Consider the following 19,880-nt stretch of genomic DNA (forward strand, 5'->3'; position numbering starts at 1 on the left):
CGTGTTCAGGGAAGATTCTAGTGTCCGCCGGCCGAAAATATATATTTTAACTGAGTTGAACGTGAAGAAGAGTTCACTTTAATCAGAAAACACCTCCCCTAAAAGGTAAAGGTCACTTTTATTGAAAAGGCCTTGCGAAGGGCTCTTACTAAACTCTTTTGGAATCCATAAAAATTGAGGGTTTTCAATTTCACTTTGATTTTACAAACGTTTTAGGGGAAGATTTCAGCAGTCCGCCGGCCGAAGAAATATATTTTTAATTAAATTAAAAAGTAACGGTTATCGAAAACGCAGTTTACGCAACTTCAGAACCTGTAGAAGACTTTTCAGCAATAGCCACATATTCAGCAAAAGATTCTGATTCCGGAACGGGTAAATTGTCCTCCAGCAATCCCTGCACATGCATTTCAATTGCTTCATAAATATTCTTCTCTGCCTCTTTCCTGGTGGAGCCGGTAGCCACACAGCCTGGAAGGTCAGGAGAATACGCTGAATAGTTATTGTTTGCTTTTTCGATTACTACGAGAAAACGATACATGTTAGCTCTCCATTTTCAATTGCGCTTGCTTTAATATGCTGTTCAATGTACCTGGCGCGAGGTCATCTCCACTATGACCAGCAATTATTACTCTGCCTGGTTTGGTAGGATGCTTATACTGCCTGTGACTGCCTTTTGTAGCAACCAAGTACCAGCCATCAACCTCAAGAAGCTTAATAACCTCACGCACTTTCATTTTAATCTATCTTCAGCGATATTTAAAGATAATTCGAAAACTTGCAGAATCCGGGCAGACACAGCCTATTTCTTAGCCTCACAATAATCCATTCATCAATGACTTCTTCCAGGTTTCTGCGGCATTCTTCAAGTGTCTTGCCTGTAGCTCATACACCCTCAAGTTCGGGAACTTCTCCATAATAAGGTTCTTCATCATCTATTATTTCGTGTTTTGCCCTTTTAAGAGCCGTGTGGATATATTGTATAAGCATGATATTTTCCTTTCTGAACTCTTAGGTATTTAGTTTTATGCTGTCTAGAGCTTATATAGATTCTGCGGACTGGAGGGTTAAGTTTTTGACTCTTGGTAAAACCGATGAAGAAATGAGTGAAATTATGCAAAAATTGCAGGTTTTCATAACTCGTTTCTTAACAAACGTGTTCGGGGAAGATTTCAGCAGTCCGCCGGCCGGAAAAAATATTAAAACTGAAATGAACGTGAAGAGAAGATTACTTAAATTGGAAAGTTCTCCCCAGAAGGAAAAGATAACTTCTAGCAAAAAGGCCCTGCGCAGGGCTCCTTATAAACTCTTTGGAATCTTCAAAGTTCACGAGCTTATAACTATTCAGGCAGCCTTCTAAGGCTCCAAACTTTTTCCACGAGAAAGTTTCTATATCTAATTGATGATGTCAATTACAGTTACAAACTTATGGATAAAATAAATCAAATTAGGAGTGGATAAAAATGGCAATTAAAGAAACTGATTTCAGTCGATTAAATGAAAAACTGGTTGATAATCCATCTGCAAAATTCTTCATTTGTATGCGGAATATTCCTGCGTATGTAAAGAATGACCAGATCATGGAATGCCCTGTACTCTCGCCCAGTAATAAGCTGGCAAATAATTATAGACTAGGTTTAATAGACCCCTGTCTATTTTATACGAACTATTATAATGAACTGAAAAGTCCAATTTGTCAAGAATTAATGAAATCTATACTGAGTATATCTAAAAACTACGATATTTATATTGTAAATATTAATAAAGACGCAAGGTTATTATTGTTGGACATATTAAAAAATATAAAATAATTTTGCTTGTTGCTGAATAAGTGTAACCCCTTCCAAGTTATCTGAGTTGTTACTTATTTTCTTAATAAAGGTATTAGGGGAATATTCAAACAGATCCTCGGCAGAATAAATATATTTTAACTGAGTTGAACGTGAAGAAGGGTCCACTTCAATCACAAAATCCCCAAAAAGCAAAAGTAAAAGATCACTTTTATAAAAAAGGCCCTGCAAAGGGCTCCTTCAAAATCTGCAAAAAATCATGGGCTTTTCGAGTTTTATTTTTCTGAACCTTGTCTCAACAAACGTGTTCGGGATCGATTTCAGCAAACCAATGGCAGGAAAAATATATTAAAACTGAATTGAACGTGAAGAAGTTACTTAAATTGGAAAGTTCTCCCCAAAAAGGAAAATATCACTTTTTTCAAAAAGGCCCTGCGGCGGGCTCTTTCTAGACTTCGTTTGAATTTGCAAAAACTACGGGTTTCTAATTTCCTTGATTTCTATAAACGTACTCGGGGAAGATTTCAACAGACAGCCGGCTGGAAAAATATATTAAAACTGAATTGAATGTGAAGAGACGTTCACTTTCCCTCTTAGTAATTATAAATACTACAACTGCAAAATACTATGTTATCTCAAAAAGGAACCAAATAGAGCCTGAAAAAATGCCGGAAAACCGAAAAGAAGCTGACATTTATATTCGGAAACTCCATGAGATGCTGCCTGAGCTTAAAGAAAAGTACCACGTCAGTTACATGGGAATTTTTGGGTCTTACGTAAGGGGAGAGCAAAAATCAGAAAGTGATCTGGACATACTCGTTGAGTTCAGCAAGACCCCTACTATTTTTAAATTTGTCAATCTTGAAAACTACCTTTCAGATGCTCTGGGTATTAAGGTAGACCTTGTTATGAAAGATGCGCTGAAGCCGAATATAGGCAAACATATCCTGAGTGAAGTTGAAGCTGTTTGAAGAGGGATTAAAATTCGTGAAGTAAAAGACTATATCCAGGATATCTATGATGCAATGGAAGCAGCAGAAGAATTTATCAACGGCTGGACATTTGAAGAATTTGCCGAAGATCGTAAAACGCAGTTTGCAGTAGTTAGGGCTCTAGAGATCGTTGGCGAAGCAACAAAGAATGTCCCATTTTGATATACGTGAAAAATATCCCTCCGTTCCCTGGAAAGATCTGGCAGGGATACGAGACAAATTGATTCATGCTTACTTCGGAGTGAACCTTAAAGTAGTCTGGTTATCCGTTAAAGAGGGTATTCCCGAAGCAAAGCCGGATATCAAACGTATATTGGATAAGATGTAAATGGTCATAAAAACTTTCCTCAAAAGGAAAAGATCACTTTTATCAAAAAGGCCCTGCGATGGGCTACTTCTAAACTTCTTTTGAATCCATAAAATTCGCGGGTTTTTGATTTCATTTTGATTTTACAAAAGTATTCGGGGAAGATTCCAGTGTCTGCCTGCCGAATAAATATACTTTAACTGAAGGGATATAAACAAGAACTAGTTATATCGGATAACTCTAAAAATTGCCGATACCGATATATCTCAGAGAGTACATATCGGATACATCAAATTATGACACATACCGATACACCCCTGATTCAAGAAGAACTTCTTGCACGAATAAATGAAAAAATGAAGCAGTTTAACCTCATGCGGCCCATTCCTGTAGACGCTTTAGCAAGGCTACATGAAGAAATGAGGCTGGTTCATACCTATCACTCCAATGCAATAGAAGGAAATACACTAACACTTCAGGAGACAAAACTTGTTCTGGAAGAAGGGCTAACGATTGGCGGAAAATCGCTTAGAGAACATCTTGAAGCGAGCAACAATGCAAAAGCTTTTGATCGAATGGAAGAGTTGGCAAAGAAGAAACTTGCAATAGACCATGTCACAATTCAGGAGATTCACGAAATCGTTACCCGGGGTATACTTGAGGACGCCGGAAAGTACCGCACAAGAAATGTGAGAATAGCAGGTGCAGTAAAGACTCCCCCCGACTGGTCAAAGATAGTTAAACTAATGGATGAACTTATTGAAATGATAACTGAAAGCAAAGAACATCCAATTGAAACAGCTTCCTTCCTGCATCACAGGTTTGTTGAAATTCATCCTTTCATTGACGGAAACGGCCGAGTGGCCCGGCTTCTCACAAATCTGTATTTGATGGCAAGAGATTATCCTCCTGTCATACTCAAAAAAGAGGATAGAGGAAAATATTACAAATCCCTTAGAGCCGCAGATTCTGGAAACCTGGAACAATTTGCCAATTTCATTGCAAGAGCTGTGGATGAAAACATGACCCTATATCTCTCCATTTCAGGAGGAAACGATGAACTTTTACCTCTAAGAGAACTTGCTATAGAAACTCCTTATTCTCAGGAATATCTTAGCCTGCGAGCTAGACAGGGGCTCCTGGATGCAGTAAAAATAGGAAAAACATGGCATAGTTCAAAACGTGCAATTGAGCAATATCTATCGGAGCATGGGAAAAAGGATGTTTAATTTCACTTTTCCTACCAATTGTATTCGGGGAAGATTTCAGCAAACCGCCGGCAGAAAAATATATTAAAACTGAATTGAACGTGACGAAAAGGTTACTTTCAATCAGAAAGTCCCTCCCCAAAAAGGAAAGATCACGTTGAGCAAAAAACTCTTCAGAGGGGTTTTTTAAATTCATTTTAAATCTGCAAAAATAACAGATTTTAGAAAAACTTTCCACTGCCAACAACAGCTAAAAATTCTACAGTGTCAACGGTTTAAAATACCAGATTTACAATTCATAACGAATGTTGAGGACTGTGAATCATGCTGAAAAAGGAAGAATGGTTATTGATACAAGTGTTGCATTCACAAGGCTTCTGTATCAGTGAAATCGCCAGACAAATAGATCACGATAGGAAAACTGTAAGGAAATATCTCAACCTTAAAACGGCGCCCGAATCTTGCAAACGTCCAACAAGACCCAGTAAACTTGACCCATATAAACCTTACATACTCAAAAGGATTAATGAAGGTCCCTGTGCCTCTGCTTGTCTCTATCTTGAAATCCAGAATATGGGCTTTGATGGAGGAAAAACTATAGTTAAGGATTTTATAAGAAAAGCCAAACTAGATGAAATACCTGGATTACTCCGCTAAGAGCTAAAATAAACCTTTTTGGACCTTCAAAGGGCTATTTTTAAACACATTTATATCTCGAAAACTCAGATTTTTAATTTCCCAATATCTACAAACGTACTCGGGGAAGATTTCAGTAGCTTACTAGCCCAGTAGCTTACCCGCCTGAAAAATATATTAAAACTGAATAAACGTGATAAGTAGTTAACTTAAAAAGCATATCCAGAATCTATGTGAATTTTAAAAAAGTGGAAAAGAAATAAGTGTTGATGCAAACTTAATTGCAGAAATAACACTTAGTATCTGCGGTTTTCTCTGGGTGTCCTGTGGTTAGGAAGACATTCTCTACAGTAAACCGGTCTTTCTGGATCAGGTTTGAAAGGCACTTCGGTTTCAGCACCGCAATCAGAACAGGTTGTCTTGTGCATTTCTCTGGGAGCGCCGAAATTGTTTCCTCTAAAGTTTCTGTCATTAAAAGCCATTTTTGTTTCACCTTTGTTTTAGTTTTTGTTAATTGTTTAAAATAAGATTGTATAGAACTCTTTGTTTAAAATCAAAAATTGGTTTTTAACAACAGATGGTTATACGGATCTTTATTTGTCAACATATGTACATCAAGCTTAAAATATATAAATCTATCTATGAAAAACTGAAACCATACTTTCTCAAATGAGAAAATACCTTCTGTCCAGGGCTTACGGAACAAATAAAAGTGACCAAGATATGGATTTCAGGCATCTTTTTTCAGATACCTTTATTTCAGTTACCTATCTTATGCTAGGCATCTTATTCGATAATTTCAAATCAGTACTTAATGTAGCCTTTACGTTCAAGCCATTCTACCTGGGGCCTTGTGTATTTCCAGGCTATTTCAGCTTTAGAGTCCTGTACTTCCCAGGGATTGGCTATGACAATATCGCCTTCATGAATCCACATTCTCTTCTTTTTAGAGCCAGGGATTCTGCCCATGCGGACAACTCCATCCATACACTGAAGCGTTACCCTTTTCGAGCCAAGTAAACTTGATACTGTTGCCAGGACTTCATTTCTGTCCTTGCGGGGAATTCTTACCCTAGATACTTCAGGGTTATCTCCTGAGTTTACGGGCTTTGTCGATCCTGATCTTCGTTTTCTAATAGTGCTTCTGTAATTAGCCAGGTTAATTCCTCCTCGATAATCTTTGATTGATTTCTATATAAGTTGAGTTAAAAACTGATAAGTTGAAAATTAAATAATTAGCACCAATTATTATTCTCGATGCTGTTTTGTTCCTTCTTTTTCCTGCTCCACTAGTGGAAATAAGTAAAGAAACAAAGAGAATAAACCAAAAAAACAAAAAGAAAAGATGAATCAGGTGTCAATGTAAAAGTTAATTACAAATTAATAACACCTGATGCAGATTATCCTTAGAATTTTCTGTGGTTAGGAAGACAGTCCCTGCAGTATACTGGCCTGCCTTCGGTGGGTTTGAAAGGTACTTCGGTCTCAACACCGCAATCAGAACAGGTCACTTTTGTCATTTCCCTTGGTCCGCTGTTACCACGGAAACCTCTGGAATTTCCCCTGAAATTTCTGTCATTAAAAGCCATTTTCGTTTCACCTCCGCTCTAGCGGATAGTCAATAGTTTAAAAACAAGATTGTATAGACCCTTAAATTAAAAAACAAAAATTGGTTTTTAATAACAGATTATACGTCTCTTTATTTTCAACACATATACTAGATAGTCAAATTATATAAATACACCTATAGAAAAGTAAATGCACTCTTTCAAGTGTGAGATAACTTTACAATCAAAGTTGTAAAATGTGTATAAATAACTGAAATTCTGATTCCGGCTATTATCGGTTAAGTAAAACTTATAGGCCCTACAACATGCTCCCTTTTAGATCCATATAATATCGAGTTTTCAGTTAATCACTTTTTCACCAAAGTTAGGGGAGATTTCAACAGAGACCACAGACAGCAAAAATATATCAAAACTAAGTTTATCGTGGAGAAGATTCCTTCTTTTGTATTAGGCGGTCCAGTTCGGATAGCTTTCCTTGATCCATAATTCACATTCATTGATCACCGGTTGAGGAATTCTCTTTCCCGGAAACTATCGATTTTTCATTAGAAGCCTGCCTTAAGTTTTTGCCTCTTTACATGAAATCGATACCCTGTTCCAGTTCACAATTTCTTAAAATATTTAATGCACAGTGAGGAAATTGACGCAATTTGTTCACGATTTCTCACTTAACCGAAGACGCATGAATTCAAATTTAGTAGAATATAATCGGTTATCAGGTTTTCACTTCAAGCAGAAAAATCTCCCCCAAAGGGAAAGATCACTTTTATCAAAAAGGCCCTCTGGGGTGCTACTTCTAAACTCTTTTTAATTTAAAAAACTCGCGAGTTCTCAATTTTACTAATTTCACAACCATATTGGGGGAGATCAAAGAAACTGCCGACGGAAAAAATATATTTCAAATTAATTGTGAATGCTCCGGAAAATTAGATTAAAAACATGGAAAATCTATTTTCAATCCACTAACTTCAAAAAATTTAAAATTTTGGGAGGTGAACTGTGTTAGGGAAGTGAACTGTGTTAGGGAAGTGAACTGTGTTAATCACTTCTCTAGTTCGTCCAGACACTGCTGGAAATACTGATTTACTATCTGGATATACATCTCTTTTGGAAGGAGGTCACGACTTACAATATCAAGGGTTTCCTGTGACATTTTTTGTTCCTTTGCGAGCTGGCTGCCTGCCTCTTTTGCTGCTTCAAAAATATCATCTATAGGTGCACCTATTTCTAGCATACCAGGGATTGCTTCACCATGAGGGCGCAAAAGTGCCCCTGCAAATTCGGCCGATGCGTTCTTGCAAAAGGCTTTCATAAACACAATCAAGGGGTCGAAATTCTCTTTTTCCCAGAAACCGCAGTTGGAAACAAGTACAAATTTGGGGACCTTAGTTTTCACACGCGCCGGATGGCGGCAATGTTCATCTCGCAGCTCAAAAAAAGGCTCTACTCTGGGTATCGTTCTATCAATCAAATTCTTCATTGGACCTGTGACCCCATCTACATAAAGTGGGGTAGCAAATACTATAACATCAGCGGCATCGATCCTGGGATATAATATGTTCATATCGTCATTTTGGTAACATTTACCCGGAGTCTTCAGCCAACAGTTTAACTCACCTGTGCAGGGATTGATATTTAGTTTCCTTGTATAAAACAATTCTACCTCCGCCCCTGCCTCTTTCATTCCTTCAAGAAAGGGATTTAATATCAAAGCCGTATTGCCTTTATCCATCCTAGGACTGGAATTTATTGCCAGAACTTTCATATGTGATTTCCTCCAATTTACCTTAACCACATTTAACAAGAAATGAGCTGATGTTTTGGTACGTCAAAAAGTAGTCCTTTAAAGCTTCTATTTTTTACATCACATTTTTCGGGTCTTACTAAAATTAAAAAAGCTCCACTGATAAAATCTTACGTTAAACTATTAATTACATCCAAACATATAAATATATTTGAGAAACCACACTAACCTGCATTAGCAATGAATTGAACGTGAAGAATTTTAAATAAGAAAAAGATCACTTTTTCAAAAAGGCCCTGCGAAGGGCTCCTTCTAAACTCCTTTTATATTTACAAAAACTAAGGGCTTTCAATTTCGCTTTTCTAATCCTTTTCCTAACAAACGTATATGGGGGAGACTTAAGCAGACCGCCGGCAGGAAAAATATATTTTTTTAATATGGCTGCAATGAATAAACTTTGAAGGCATCAAAAAGAGAGTTCAAAAGTTTCGATTTTACGTTCATCTTCAGGAAAAAGAGGCAAAAACTAATAGAAAAATTGAAATTTACGGATATCTTTGCAAGTCAAGTCAGAGAAACAATTCGCCCTTTGTCCAGAGTTCATCAAATTTTGTCTTGAATCGCTTAGCATATGATTCATCATATATTCGTGCCATACCGAGATTTCTACTCATATTGAACTGATCTTCAATATCTATCAGGGTTATCTTAGAATCAATGATTGTAAAATTGTATTCGTTTTCTAAAATTCTTATTTCCATCAGATCCTTAAAATAGCGTTTAAACGACAGGTCTTCTATCGAATCAATAAGCTCTTTTAATGATGGCAGTAGTTGTGATCCCGGGTCTAAAATTTTAACTTTTATGCCACGTTCTATTAAACTCAAATAAGCTTTGCTAAAGGTGGATACTGAGGTATCATATAGCTCCGATCTTCCAGGCTTGTACTTCATATGGATTACAACACATATTTCATGCTCGATTTTCTCAAAAGATGAATTTACCATTTCTTTTAGTTCATTATTACGAAATCTGTCAGGCCAGAAGACAGTTTCAGCATTTTGTGGTGAATTGTCGTTGCAGAGTTCCCTTTCGATTTCATCAAATGTTTCTTTGAGCATTTTGAGCTCATTGAGTGTTTCTTCCTCTTTTCTTTTGTACATAAGTTTAAATGCGCTTTTAGGATCAACAGCTCGGTATCTCTGTGGTCTTGACGGTTGGATTTCAACAAGCTCATAGTTTTTGAGGGCTTTGAGAACCTCATAGATTTTTCCTATAGGGACTTTCGATGCATGTGATAATTTGCTTGCTTCAATAAAATCTTGTTTTAGAAGTGTTAGGTAAACTGAACTCTCATACCTGTTCAATCCAATTTTTGCAAGTAATTTTTCATTCATCTTTTCACTACTTTTCAGTTTATTGTAGAGTAAAACGGTTATCTTTCTGAACGATATTAAGACTACTGTTCAAGCATATGAAGGTAAAGTTGTTAAGTTAAAGGCTATACTGACTGAATACATCCGTTCAAATAAAAGAACAATATGTGATGAAGGTTGCCTCGAAATCTATAGAACAATTCTAAATAAAAAAACTCCATAAAATAATATGGGATGGATTAACTAAAAGTGGTCAAGATGATGTTTACAAAAAGTAACAAATATGATTTTGATTTTGCTAAAGAAAACATGATGGGACCAAACTCAATGAAGATTCTTGAAGAAGTATCAGAATCTTTGAAGCTTGAGAAAGACATGAGAATACTCGATCTTGGATGTGGGAGAGGGCTGACCTCGATATTCCTGGCAAAAGAATATGATGTTACAGTTTTTGCAACTGATCTCTGGATAAGTGCAACAGATAACTATGAGAGAATTAAGTCAATGGGACTGGAAGATAAAATAATACCAATACATTCAGAAGCCCACGATTTGCCGTTTGCACATGAATTTTTTGATCTTGCTATAAGCGTAGATGCCTATCATTATTTTGGAATCGAAGCAGATTATTTGACAAGGCATTTTGCTCCACTCGTAAAAAAAGGAGGGCAAATTGCAGTTGCAGTTCCGGGCTTGAAGCAGGAATTTACAAATGGAATTCCAGCAGAATTAGTGCCATACTGGTTTGATGATATGACTTTAACTCTACACTCATGTGATTGGTGGTATAATTTATGGAAAAACTCTGATTTGGTAAGTATTAAAGAATGCAAAGAATTAAATTGTTTTGAAGAAGCATGGAAAGACTGGCTTATGTGTGACAACGACTTTGCTCGTAGGGATATAGGAATGATGGAAGCAGAAGGTGGAAACTACTTTAATCTGGTTTCAATCATAGCTACAAAGTTATGATTCAAAATCTGTTGAGGAGCTCAAGACTTGGCCTACAAAGTTCCGTTCATTAACTTCCTTAGATCGGTATGAGATCTTCAGGGATGTGGTTTTGGGGAGAAATAAGGTTATATGGATTCCATAGAACATCATCGATTTCATAGAAGGACATAAGTCTATATTTGTAATTTCATTTGTAATTTCAACACAATGTTAGTTTGGGATAGATTCTACTTAAAAATTTCAAGTAAAGCAGAAGAACATAGTGATATTTTTAAAAACCAAACATGAAATTATTCAAATTAGAGGCGAAAAGAAACGAAAGTACTTTTCAAGTCATATTGCTTTCATTCCAAACAGATAAAGGAAAAAAATGAGTGGTTGGAAACTGCTACTCTTCAATTGTATGTTGCAGTGTTTTCGGAACGTGAAGATAGGTTCATTTAAATCTAAAAATTCCTCCCAAAAGGAAAAGATCACTTTGGGCAAAAAGGCCTTGCAAAAGACCCCTTTTAAACTCCTTTTAAACTCCTTTTAAACTCCTTTTGAATCTGCGAAATTCACGAACTTTTGATTTCATTTTGAGTTTACAACCGTATTAGGGAAAGATTCCAGTAGTCCGTCGGCTGGAGAAATATATTAAAACTGAACTAACCATGAGGAAAAGTTCACATTCAATCTGAAAAATCCTTCCCCAAAAGGAAAAGATCAATTTTATCAAAAAGGCTCTGCAAAGTGTTCCTTTTAAACTTCGTTTGAATCCGTAAAATTCACGGGTTTTTGATTTCACTTTTCCTAACAACCGTATTTGGGGAAGATTAAGCAGACCGCTAGCAGGAAAAATATATTTTGTAAAGTATTAGGGATAAGATTTTCATTTTATACCTGGCGATCAATTATCCTTATATTTTTTACTCACTGTGTAAAACTAATGGGAGAGATCTTTTTCTTAAAAAGGTGGCAAATAGACCGAAAGCGGCAGCTGCACAGATTACTCCTGCAGGATAAGTGATACTGCTAGGTAAGCCGAACCCCTCAGGAGCCTGTAAGATATACGTTGTCACCACTGCTGTCATAAATGTGGCCGGAATAGTGGTGATCCAGTGAAATTTGTCGTTATTAGACAGATATACCGCAGATGTCCAGAGGACTATAGTAGCCAGTGCCTGATTCGAGAAAGCGAAGTAGCGCCAGACTATAGTAAAGTCGATCATGGTCAGACTGAATCCTATAGCAAATAGTGGAATAGCTATTATCAACCTGTTCTTTATAGGTTTTTGATCCAGGCTCATGGCATCGGCTATGGTCAGACGTGCACTTCTGAACGCTGTATCTCCAGATGTAACTGGACATGCAATAACGCCCAGGATAGCAAGAATCCCTCCTGCAGGTCCCAGCAAACCCAGTGATACATTTTTTACCACCAGGGCAGCACCTCCTGCATCGACAACTTCACTCAGGCCGGTTATTCCTTCTGGGAAAAAAGACATTGCAGCAGCAGCCCAGATGAGAGCGATAACCCCTTCTGTTATCATGGCTCCGTAAAAAACACGTCTGCCATATTTTTCATTAGGCAGACATCTGGCCATTATCGGGGACTGAGTTGAATGGAACCCACTAACAGCTCCGCAGGCTATGGTTATGAAAAGCATAGGCCACAGAGGAAGGCCGTCAGGATGAGAACTTCGAAAGGTTATTTCGGGAATATCATATCCTTTGATGAGAAGCATGGAACAAATGCCCAATGCCATTATCAATAGGACTGCTCCGAATAAGGGGTAGATACGGCTTATGATCTTGTCAATCGGAACAACAGTAGCCAGGAAGTAATAGAGAAGGATAATAGCTAGCCAGAAGTTTGGTTTTGCCAGTAGCCCTGAAAACCCCAGACTTGCCAGAAGTCCAGCAGGTCCGGACATAAATACTGTCCCTATAAGTATGAGTAATATGATGGAGAACGCAATCATGACAATCCTTGCCTGTCTGCCTAAATATATCCCCACAATCTCTGCAATGCTCTTTCCCTCGTGACGGATGCTTAGCATTCCGGAAAAGTAATCATGAACCCCTCCTGCAAAAATGCTGCCCAGGACAATCCACAGGAAAGCAGCCGGACCGTATAAGGCTCCTAAAATAGCGCCATATATAGGGCCCAGGCCAGCAATGTTGAGGAACTGGATGAGAAATATCCTGGGCCAGCTGAGAGGGACAAAATCAACACCGTCTTCATGGGTGTATGCAGGTGTCCTTCGTGATGGATCAGCTCCGAATACTTTTTCGACAAACGCACCATATAATAAATAACCCAGTATAAGAAAGATCAGAGAAATCAGGAAACTTATCATATTATTTAGCGATGAAATTTTTGTTATTTGTTGGTTTCTATTTAGCAATGAAATTTTTGATATTTGCTGACTTCCCTCAAATGTACTCAAAACCCGTTTGCTGTCAATAAGTTTGGGAGTAAAGCAAAATAGTACCAGTTACTATCGGTTATAGTTTTACGTGACGTATTCTGTGAATTATTTACCTGGCCATTTTGGTTGTATCAATTGACTCCAGTGACCAAACTAAAGTTGATGAAGACATTACAATTATATCTGGGGATAATTAAAGTTCACAAAACTCAGACCAAAACCAGAGAAATAATATCTTCCATGGGACTTACACAATCAGGAGTAAGCATTACAGGAGAAACGGTTCATATTTTCAAAACAGAATATAAAGGTAAACTTTTGGATGTAATTTCTCTTGAAAAAGAGCTTAAATGTGAACTTTAAGTACACAAAGATGCAAAAGCTAAACTAGAAACAAAAGTTGGAATATTATAAAATAAGAATTTATAACACATATTAAAAAAATGTGGTAAATAATGTGGGCCCGCTGAGATTCGAACTCAGGATCCCCGCCGTGTAAAGGCGATGTCATGACCGACTAGACCACGAGCCCATTTTGCCTGTATTTTCAGAATCGCTCTAAGAGCAAGACCAAAATGTCACTAGTTATATATATCTCTTTTGTTAGGAGAGAAAAACAGGATCTATCTGAAAGTTAGTTATTCCATTAAATAAAATCCATATTCACTAAATAATATTATAATTATATCAAATTATACTGGTATTACTTTATAAATTAAGAAATTGTACAAAAAAAGGAAATACTATTACATATAATTCTTTTTTTCGTAAAAGGGGAATTATAACTTACTTATATGCCAGATTTTTACTATATATCCTAAACTATATAATACAAAAGACTCGTTTAATTTTTTATTTCTAGACTTAAATATTTATCTACACAAATAAAAGAAAATTAATGAATACTTTGTGTTATAAAACCCAAATTATTCTATTTATACTCCCTACTGAAAGAATTCCGAATGGATATAAAAGCTAAGCAAAATATATTTATATGAGATTAGCATGAAATAACTTGTGAGCGGGTCTCTATTTTATATGATAACCCCAACACCCAACACCCCAATTCATACTCCCAACCCGCTCATCTTATTCTCACAAAAATAGAAATATATATTTAGGGAAACAATTCAAAGACTCAAAGTCACGAGTTTCTATATAAGCACTGGACACTAAATCGTAATCTCTGGCTGGGGATATGGTACTGGAGACTCATTTAGAAGCCAACTTAGTTATTTAATGATTTAGAAAAGGGAATTTGGATAGGTTCAGTACTTAACTCTACCTGATAGTCATTTATAGACTTTTAATCCTGAAAGTAGAATTTCTAGCTAAAATAAAAAACCGTAAACTATAAACTGGTAATTATAAATCATCAACTATATAAATGAAAAGCTATTTATAAGATGAATAAGTATTCATCTCGAGTGAGCGGGTCTCTTTTCCATAGTATAACCCCAAAACAATATCCCCCAACTATTTCCCCCAACTATTCCCCAAACTCTCCAGCCCGCTCACAGATTTTACTTAATTTATATTGACTGTGTTCAGCAGTTCAGAAATTTTTCAGTCAATTTATACTAACTCGCCCAGTTTTGCATCTAAACTTCCTTCGCATTTATTCACATTATCTGGAAAATTGATATGCTACATATTAGCAGTAGTCAGAAAGACCAATCAGAAAAATCAATTCGTCTCTGACTTAACAAAAGGTAAGAAAACTAAAGGAAATTAAGAAAATAAACAAGGTCAGAAAATTAGAAGTCGAAAAGCGTTTTTTGTGTTTTCGACTCGACTTTTTTAGGAGTTTCGCTGGCTTTGACCTCAGGTTTTTCAGCCTTATCTGAAACTTTTTTGATAATGGGTTCACTGTTTATAGATTTCCCGACTCTGGATAATTCGGGAGAAATGCTGTTTTCTGTCGGTTCGGAGTCAGAAAAGGCTTCCTTCTCAAAGGTCTCGGGCAGGGATGAAGAATTCTTAGCCTTAAGATTATCGTGTTCAGGTAAACTGAATGTAAGGCTATCAGATTTGAGCCCAATCTCATCAATCCCTGCCTGATCCTGCTCCGGCATAAGAGTATCGGAAGTAAAATTATCAGGTTTTAGGTTTTCCGATTTTAGGTCCTCCGATGTCAGGTTCTCCGACTTTAGGTTCTCCGATTTTAGGTTATCTGATGTTAGGTTCTCCGATTTTAGGTTTTCCGATTTTAGGTTCTCCGATTTTAGGTTATCCGGTTTGAAGGTATCAGAAGCATCATTTTCCGAGTTCGTAGTTTCTGGAGAAATCTCAGATAAGACAACAAAACCAAAGTTAAGAGTCTTCTGCCCGCCCTGGGAAGTCCTGGAGTCAGGAACTTCAAGCCCCTCAGAATGTTTCTCAGCTTTTTCTTTCGAGGTTTTAACCGAGAAACCAGAAGGGTCCTCTTTACTATTGCCTGAGGGAGCAGGAGCCCTGAAAAACTCAGTTCCATCAGCTTCTTCTTTTCCTTCAAGGAGAAGTTCCTGCGCCCTGTCATAGATTTTCTGCAGCTTTTTACTGGCTTTTGCGCTACCCGAGAGATATATCAATTCCTCAAGTTCAAGCTTGAGGTCTGCAGTAATTTCAACTGCGGATTCTTCATTCTTTAACATATGAGAGTAAAGATCCAGAAGGTTATTTCTTGAATAGCGCATGGACTCGAAGTTGTGTTCTCCAACTTTAGAAGCTATATTATCCCTGAGGTCTCGTTTCGAACGTATCTGCCCCATTTTCTTCCAGAGAGAAGGAGGCTGGTACTTAATAAATCCGGGGTAGGGCCGTGTCTTTGAGACTGCAGTTCCGCAGACCATCAACATGCTCGCATACCTCCACATCCTATAGTTCTGGCGTTTTTTTACGCGCCCAAGATAGAGATCAGCCCTGGAGAGATAACCAAAGCCAGTTTTTATATCCTCAAGATTTCCATCTTTAGAGGCGTACTGGACAGGCAGGTTTTCATCTATCCAGTGTACAAGGTCTTCAGGGCTTTCATCAAGCCCGCGAGCTACTTCCAGCGCCTTTTTACAGTCCGTGCTCTTAAATATTCTCTGCATCGCCTTGAAGATGTTTTCCTTGACGTCTCTGCCTGAAGTGCTGATGTCCTCAACTTCCAGAGTTTTTCTCCCTGTAGCCGTAGCCTGAAGGTCGTTGATTGCACTTCTTAGATCGCCTCCCGCCCCTTCAGCGATTTGCTGGACTGCATCCATACTGCATGAAATTTCCTCGCTCTCGCATACCTTCTTCAAAGCAGGAACCATTGAGCGACTCTGCACTGAGCCGAACTTTATTTCCATACAAAGATTCCGGATAGTGGGAGTCAATCCATAAACGTCGTTTGCAATCAGCACTATGGGTTGAAGCGTACTCTTTATAATTCCTGCAATAGCCCGCATTCCACCCCTGTCTGCAGTCCCGTGAATATTGTCCGCTTCGTCCAGGATAATCAGGCGTTTTCCTCCAAAGAGGGTATTCATTGAAGCTGCCGATCCAGCAATCTTTTCAATAACACCTGCAGTTCTCTGGTCACTTGCATTGAGTTCAATGACTTCCCAATCCAGATCACGGGCAAGAGCGTGGGCAGTAGAAGTCTTCCCTACTCCTGCAGGCCCATGAAGGATCACTGCCCTTCTCTCTGGAATGCCTGAAAGCCATTTCTCAGCCCAGGTCCGCAAATCCTGTACCGCCTTCCTGTTCCCTACAATCTCCTTCAGGGTCTGTGGACGGTATTTCTCAGCCCATTCAATTGCCAACGTCATCTTAAACCATACCAATAAAAAAAGAACTCATTCTTAACTCTATACATTTTAATTTCTTCATTATGTAATAATCTTTATCCCTACAATCCTCTGATACCGATTTTTAAATAACAATGATAAATTTACACTTTGATATGTATTAAAGTCTTTTTGCTCCCATAAAAACAATACCTTCAATTGCCAGAACAAATTTAAAAAGAAAACCTGTTATTCCTCCCTCCTTCCGTCCCTATTACCAGCACTCTCCTTGGCTTTAGCCCGCCAATACTTATAATCAACCATTAAAACAAAAAAACTCAATTTGTATACTCTTTGGGATTCGAAAATCAGTTCCTCTAGCCCATAATTCAGCCCTCTTGAGCGAAAGAAGTGAGAGAAAAGGGCACCGTCCTCCCGAGAGGGGACTCGGGGGACAAAATTAATTAATGATCGTGTTTGTACTTCTTTGAACTACTTAAAATCTTACACAACAGTCAGGATGGATATGGAAAAGAATAGCATGGATGCCCTCCTTGAGGCTATCGAAATGAGGGCCAGGGCTAACAGGGCCAGAGTAGCTATGGGAATAAGGGATCCGAATCCCAAAATGCTAGAGAGTGCCTGGAAAGCCCAGGAACTGGGATATGCACAGGTCGTCCTGGTGGGAATTAAGAAGGAAATTGATAAGATCGGCACAGAACTCGAGGTAGTGGACACAGACGAGCCCGAGAAGACTCTTGCAGAACTTATGATTTCAAGAAAAGTCGATGCAGCAATAAGAGGCACTGCAAAGGCATCGGGAGCTCTGGCTCACCTCAAAGAAGCTCTAGGAAAGAAAAGAATCTGCCGGCTTGCTCTGCTCCTCACGGTTGACGGGACACCTTTCTTTCTCGCTCCTGTAGGGATTGATGAGGGGAACACCATTTCAGACAAACTCAGGATGATAACGCTAGGTGCCGAACACATAAGGAGATTCGGGATAGAGCCTAAGGTTGGTGTGCTGTCGGGGGGCAGAATTGGAGACATCGGAAGGAATAAACGTGTGGACAGGACTCTTGCAGACGGAGAATTCGTGACAAGGCGGGCTGTTGAACTCGGGATCAATGCTAAGCATTACACAATTCTTATTGAAGACGCCATAAAAGAATCGAACTTTATTGTTGCCCCTGATGGAATTTCGGGAAACCTCATTTTCAGGACAATTGCTTTCCTGGGTGGAGGTGACGGGCTTGGAGCGCCTGTGCTTATGGACGATTATGTTTTTGTAGATACATCAAGGGTAGGTGGGCATTTTACGAAAGCCATAATGCTTGCAAGTGCACTGTCTCACCTTAATAAGGAAAGACAAAAAAGGTGATTTGTTGAAAAACATTGCAGATACATGGCCGATAGTAAAAGGTGACTACACGGTAGGAAATCCGATATCCCGGATTGCAGTGGTAACTCTTGCGAGCCAGATAAATCCCTCACCTGAAGCGGCCCTATGGGGGAGCTCAAAAACCGAAAATCTGGGAGTCGAAAAAATAATCGTAAATACCATCTCAAATTCCAATATAAGGTACATCCTTATCTGCGGGACGGAATCCAGGGGGCACCTGGCAGGCCATTCCCTGCTCGCAATCCATGCAAATGGGATTGACGAAAAGGGAAGAATTATTGGTTCTGAGGGTGCCATCCCTTTCATAGAAAACATATCTAAAGAAGCAGTCAAACGCTTTCAGCAACAGGTAGTGCTTCTTGACAGAATAGGACTAACAAACCTCGAGGAAATAATGAAAATTGTGAGAAAATATAAGGATCGAGGGGAAGTTTATCCGGAGGAACCTCTTGTAGCTATTTCCCAGAAGAAAAGACAATCTACTTTCACGATTCCTCATTCAGGTGATATAATAGTCTCCGAAGAGTTTGTTATGGACTCAACTTCAGGAGTTGTTTGTCCGACAAAGGATTTTTAATTTCTAATTAAGAGATCTACTTCGAGTGTACATTATTCGAATGTACATTATTCGAGTGCAAATTACCATATTTTGAAACAAAATACTAACCTGTAGATTTTGAGGGTGTAAAAAATGTTTAAGTTTCAGAAAGAACAGGAAATCGTTAACATCGCAGGAGTGAAGATAGGTGGACAGCCAGGAGAGCTTCCTACCGTGCTTGCAGGTACTATCTTTTATGATAAGCATGATATCGTAAAAGACGGTGCAAGAGGCCTGTTTGACCGGGATGCTGCCGAAAAACTGATAAATCTGCAGGAATCAAGTGCGGAAGAAACAGGAAACCCGCATATAATCCACATTTTCGGTACTACCCCTGAAAGCATTACTCGTTACATTGATTTTGTGGCCGAAATATCAGAAGCTCCTTTTCTTATCGACTCCCCCGAAGGACCCGTGCGTTCCCATGCTGCAGAATATGTTAGCGAAATCGGGCTTGCAGACAAAGCAATCTATAACTCTATAAACATGAGCGTAAATGCATCTGAAATTGAAGCTCTTGCTCTATCTGATATTGACAGCTCGATAATCCTTGGCTTCAATGCAACAGACTCATCTCTGAAGGGCAGGATGGAAATGCTGGAAAATGGAGCAGGCCTTCTGGAAGAGGGATTACTTTCAATTGCAGACAGATGCGGGATAATTAACAAGCTTATAGACCCGAGTATCACTCCTATGGGAAATGGAGCAGGCGTAGCCCTGAAGATGACGATCACCGCAAAAGCAAAATGGGGGCACCCAACAGGCTCGGGAATCCACAACGCACCCTCGGCCTGGAACTGGCTGAATAAGAAGAAAGAGAAAGACCCTATTCTCTACAAAATCTGTGATGTAGGTTCAACCTGCTTGCAGCAAGCAGCAGCCGGAGATTTCATCCTCTATGGGCCCATCGAGTATGCCCCCTACATATTTCCTATGGCTGCCATGAGCGACATAATGATTTCTGAAGCCGTAGCTGACCTCGACGTAGAGCCTGCTTCCCGGCATCCTGTAAACCTGCTTGTATAATTCCCGAGTCTCGCAAGCCTTTTTAAAAAACTGCTTGCCCGCAAGCCTTTTCAAAAAAGGCTTGAGCGAAAACCCTAAGAAACATTTGAGTTTGAGGACCTTATCCCCAAACCCTATCGGCGTGATCAACCGGCGCA

General features: G+C 38.7%; 20 protein-coding genes, 1 tRNA gene and 2 pseudogenes. 12 read left to right on the forward strand and 11 right to left on the reverse strand.

Annotated features, from left to right (window positions below; genetic code table 11):
- Window positions 1-295 precede the first annotated feature (295 nt).
- The 3 genes and pseudogenes from MSVAZ_RS03785 to MSVAZ_RS21650 all read right to left on the reverse strand — a co-directional run bounded on the left by MSVAZ_RS03785 (window position 296) and on the right by MSVAZ_RS21650 (window position 987).
- Window positions 296-538: a type II toxin-antitoxin system HicB family antitoxin gene (locus tag MSVAZ_RS03785; RefSeq protein WP_048118264.1), complete on the reverse strand. Its 243-nt coding sequence runs from the start codon at window positions 536-538 to the stop codon at window positions 296-298.
- Between the two features lies 1 nt (window position 539).
- A complete protein-coding gene (locus MSVAZ_RS03790) occupies window positions 540-734 on the reverse strand; it encodes a type II toxin-antitoxin system HicA family toxin (protein ID WP_048118267.1) in 195 nt (64 codons plus the stop codon).
- A gap of 22 nt (window positions 735-756) precedes the next feature.
- A pseudogene (locus tag MSVAZ_RS21650) lies at window positions 757-987 on the reverse strand (type II toxin-antitoxin system HicB family antitoxin).
- Window positions 988-1,072: 85 nt separating this feature from the next.
- Between MSVAZ_RS21650 and MSVAZ_RS03800 the strand changes: the two are divergent.
- From MSVAZ_RS03800 to MSVAZ_RS03830, 7 genes and pseudogenes are all read left to right on the forward strand, one after another.
- Complete coding sequence (locus MSVAZ_RS03800) at window positions 1,073-1,357, forward strand: hypothetical protein (protein WP_048153784.1); 285 nt, start codon at window positions 1,073-1,075, stop codon at window positions 1,355-1,357.
- Window positions 1,358-1,460: 103 nt separating this feature from the next.
- Window positions 1,461-1,808, forward strand: a complete 348-nt coding sequence (locus tag MSVAZ_RS03805) for a hypothetical protein (RefSeq protein ID WP_048118275.1) — start codon at window positions 1,461-1,463, stop codon at window positions 1,806-1,808.
- A 644-nt stretch (window positions 1,809-2,452) separates the two neighbouring features.
- Window positions 2,453-2,758 (forward strand): nucleotidyltransferase family protein, encoded by a 306-nt coding sequence (locus MSVAZ_RS03815; protein WP_048123646.1) that lies wholly within the window; start codon window positions 2,453-2,455, stop codon window positions 2,756-2,758.
- Window positions 2,759-2,812: 54 nt separating this feature from the next.
- On the forward strand, window positions 2,813-2,941 hold the full coding sequence (locus MSVAZ_RS21655; protein WP_084626055.1) for a HepT-like ribonuclease domain-containing protein: 129 nt from the start codon (window positions 2,813-2,815) through the stop codon (window positions 2,939-2,941).
- Entirely contained in the window at window positions 2,928-3,107 is a 180-nt protein-coding gene (locus MSVAZ_RS21660; RefSeq protein WP_332310036.1) for a HepT-like ribonuclease domain-containing protein, read from the forward strand. The genes MSVAZ_RS21655 and MSVAZ_RS21660 overlap by 14 nt, the downstream gene beginning before the upstream one ends.
- Window positions 3,108-3,382: 275 nt before the next feature.
- Window positions 3,383-4,315 carry a Fic family protein gene (locus MSVAZ_RS03825; RefSeq protein ID WP_052727866.1) on the forward strand — a complete coding sequence of 311 codons (933 nt, stop codon included), beginning with the start codon at window positions 3,383-3,385 and terminating at the stop codon, window positions 4,313-4,315.
- A gap of 303 nt (window positions 4,316-4,618) precedes the next feature.
- Window positions 4,619-4,948 (forward strand): annotated as a pseudogene (locus MSVAZ_RS03830) (IS21 family transposase); the annotation flags it as partial.
- Window positions 4,949-5,226: 278 nt separating this feature from the next.
- On the opposite strand, the gene MSVAZ_RS03835 reads toward MSVAZ_RS03830, so the two are convergent.
- From MSVAZ_RS03835 to MSVAZ_RS03855, 5 genes are all read right to left on the reverse strand, one after another.
- Window positions 5,227-5,412 carry a CxxC-x17-CxxC domain-containing protein gene (locus MSVAZ_RS03835; protein ID WP_048118281.1) on the reverse strand — a complete coding sequence of 62 codons (186 nt, stop codon included), beginning with the start codon at window positions 5,410-5,412 and terminating at the stop codon, window positions 5,227-5,229.
- A 322-nt stretch (window positions 5,413-5,734) separates the two neighbouring features.
- Complete coding sequence (gene eif1A, locus MSVAZ_RS19165; RefSeq protein ID WP_082091021.1) at window positions 5,735-6,067, reverse strand: translation initiation factor eIF-1A; 333 nt, start codon at window positions 6,065-6,067, stop codon at window positions 5,735-5,737.
- Window positions 6,068-6,336: 269 nt separating this feature from the next.
- On the reverse strand, window positions 6,337-6,519 hold the full coding sequence (locus MSVAZ_RS03845; RefSeq protein ID WP_048118287.1) for a CxxC-x17-CxxC domain-containing protein: 183 nt from the start codon (window positions 6,517-6,519) through the stop codon (window positions 6,337-6,339).
- Between the two features lie 1,021 nt (window positions 6,520-7,540).
- On the reverse strand, window positions 7,541-8,263 hold the full coding sequence (locus MSVAZ_RS03850; RefSeq protein WP_048118291.1) for a flavodoxin family protein: 723 nt from the start codon (window positions 8,261-8,263) through the stop codon (window positions 7,541-7,543).
- Window positions 8,264-8,811: 548 nt separating this feature from the next.
- Window positions 8,812-9,639, reverse strand: a complete 828-nt coding sequence (locus tag MSVAZ_RS03855) for a TrmB family transcriptional regulator (protein ID WP_048118294.1) — start codon at window positions 9,637-9,639, stop codon at window positions 8,812-8,814.
- Between the two features lie 237 nt (window positions 9,640-9,876).
- On the opposite strand from MSVAZ_RS03855, the gene MSVAZ_RS03860 reads away from it, so the two are divergent.
- Window positions 9,877-10,590, forward strand: a complete 714-nt coding sequence (locus MSVAZ_RS03860) for an SAM-dependent methyltransferase (protein ID WP_232316207.1) — start codon at window positions 9,877-9,879, stop codon at window positions 10,588-10,590.
- Between the two features lie 890 nt (window positions 10,591-11,480).
- Here MSVAZ_RS03860 and MSVAZ_RS03865 read toward each other — a convergent pair.
- Window positions 11,481-12,914, reverse strand: a complete 1,434-nt coding sequence (locus tag MSVAZ_RS03865) for a carbon starvation CstA family protein (protein WP_048118300.1) — start codon at window positions 12,912-12,914, stop codon at window positions 11,481-11,483.
- A 312-nt stretch (window positions 12,915-13,226) separates the two neighbouring features.
- Here MSVAZ_RS03865 and MSVAZ_RS21485 point away from each other — a divergent pair, with 312 nt between their 5' ends.
- Complete coding sequence (locus tag MSVAZ_RS21485; protein WP_255351965.1) at window positions 13,227-13,349, forward strand: hypothetical protein; 123 nt, start codon at window positions 13,227-13,229, stop codon at window positions 13,347-13,349.
- Window positions 13,350-13,444: 95 nt separating this feature from the next.
- On the opposite strand, the gene MSVAZ_RS03870 is transcribed toward MSVAZ_RS21485, so the two are convergent.
- Together MSVAZ_RS03870 and MSVAZ_RS03875 are read right to left on the reverse strand one after the other, a co-directional pair.
- A tRNA-Val gene (locus MSVAZ_RS03870) sits at window positions 13,445-13,518 on the reverse strand.
- Window positions 13,519-14,743: 1,225 nt separating this feature from the next.
- Window positions 14,744-16,762 (reverse strand): replication factor C large subunit, encoded by a 2,019-nt coding sequence (locus tag MSVAZ_RS03875; protein ID WP_048118304.1) that lies wholly within the window; start codon window positions 16,760-16,762, stop codon window positions 14,744-14,746.
- Between the two features lie 484 nt (window positions 16,763-17,246).
- Between MSVAZ_RS03875 and mtxX the strand changes: the two genes are divergently transcribed.
- The 3 genes from mtxX (at window position 17,247) to mtrH (ending at window position 19,743) form a co-directional block, all read left to right on the forward strand.
- On the forward strand, window positions 17,247-18,098 hold the full coding sequence (mtxX, locus tag MSVAZ_RS03880; protein ID WP_048118307.1) for a methanogenesis marker protein Mmp4/MtxX: 852 nt from the start codon (window positions 17,247-17,249) through the stop codon (window positions 18,096-18,098).
- Window positions 18,099-18,102: 4 nt separating this feature from the next.
- A complete protein-coding gene (locus tag MSVAZ_RS03885; RefSeq protein ID WP_084626056.1) occupies window positions 18,103-18,696 on the forward strand; it encodes a tetrahydromethanopterin S-methyltransferase subunit A in 594 nt (197 codons plus the stop codon).
- A 114-nt stretch (window positions 18,697-18,810) separates the two neighbouring features.
- Window positions 18,811-19,743, forward strand: a complete 933-nt coding sequence (mtrH, locus tag MSVAZ_RS03890; protein WP_048118310.1) for a tetrahydromethanopterin S-methyltransferase subunit H — start codon at window positions 18,811-18,813, stop codon at window positions 19,741-19,743.
- Window positions 19,744-19,880 lie beyond the last annotated feature (137 nt).

It is taken from the genome of Methanosarcina vacuolata Z-761 (genome assembly GCF_000969905.1).
Lineage (GTDB): Archaea > Halobacteriota > Methanosarcinia > Methanosarcinales > Methanosarcinaceae > Methanosarcina > Methanosarcina vacuolata.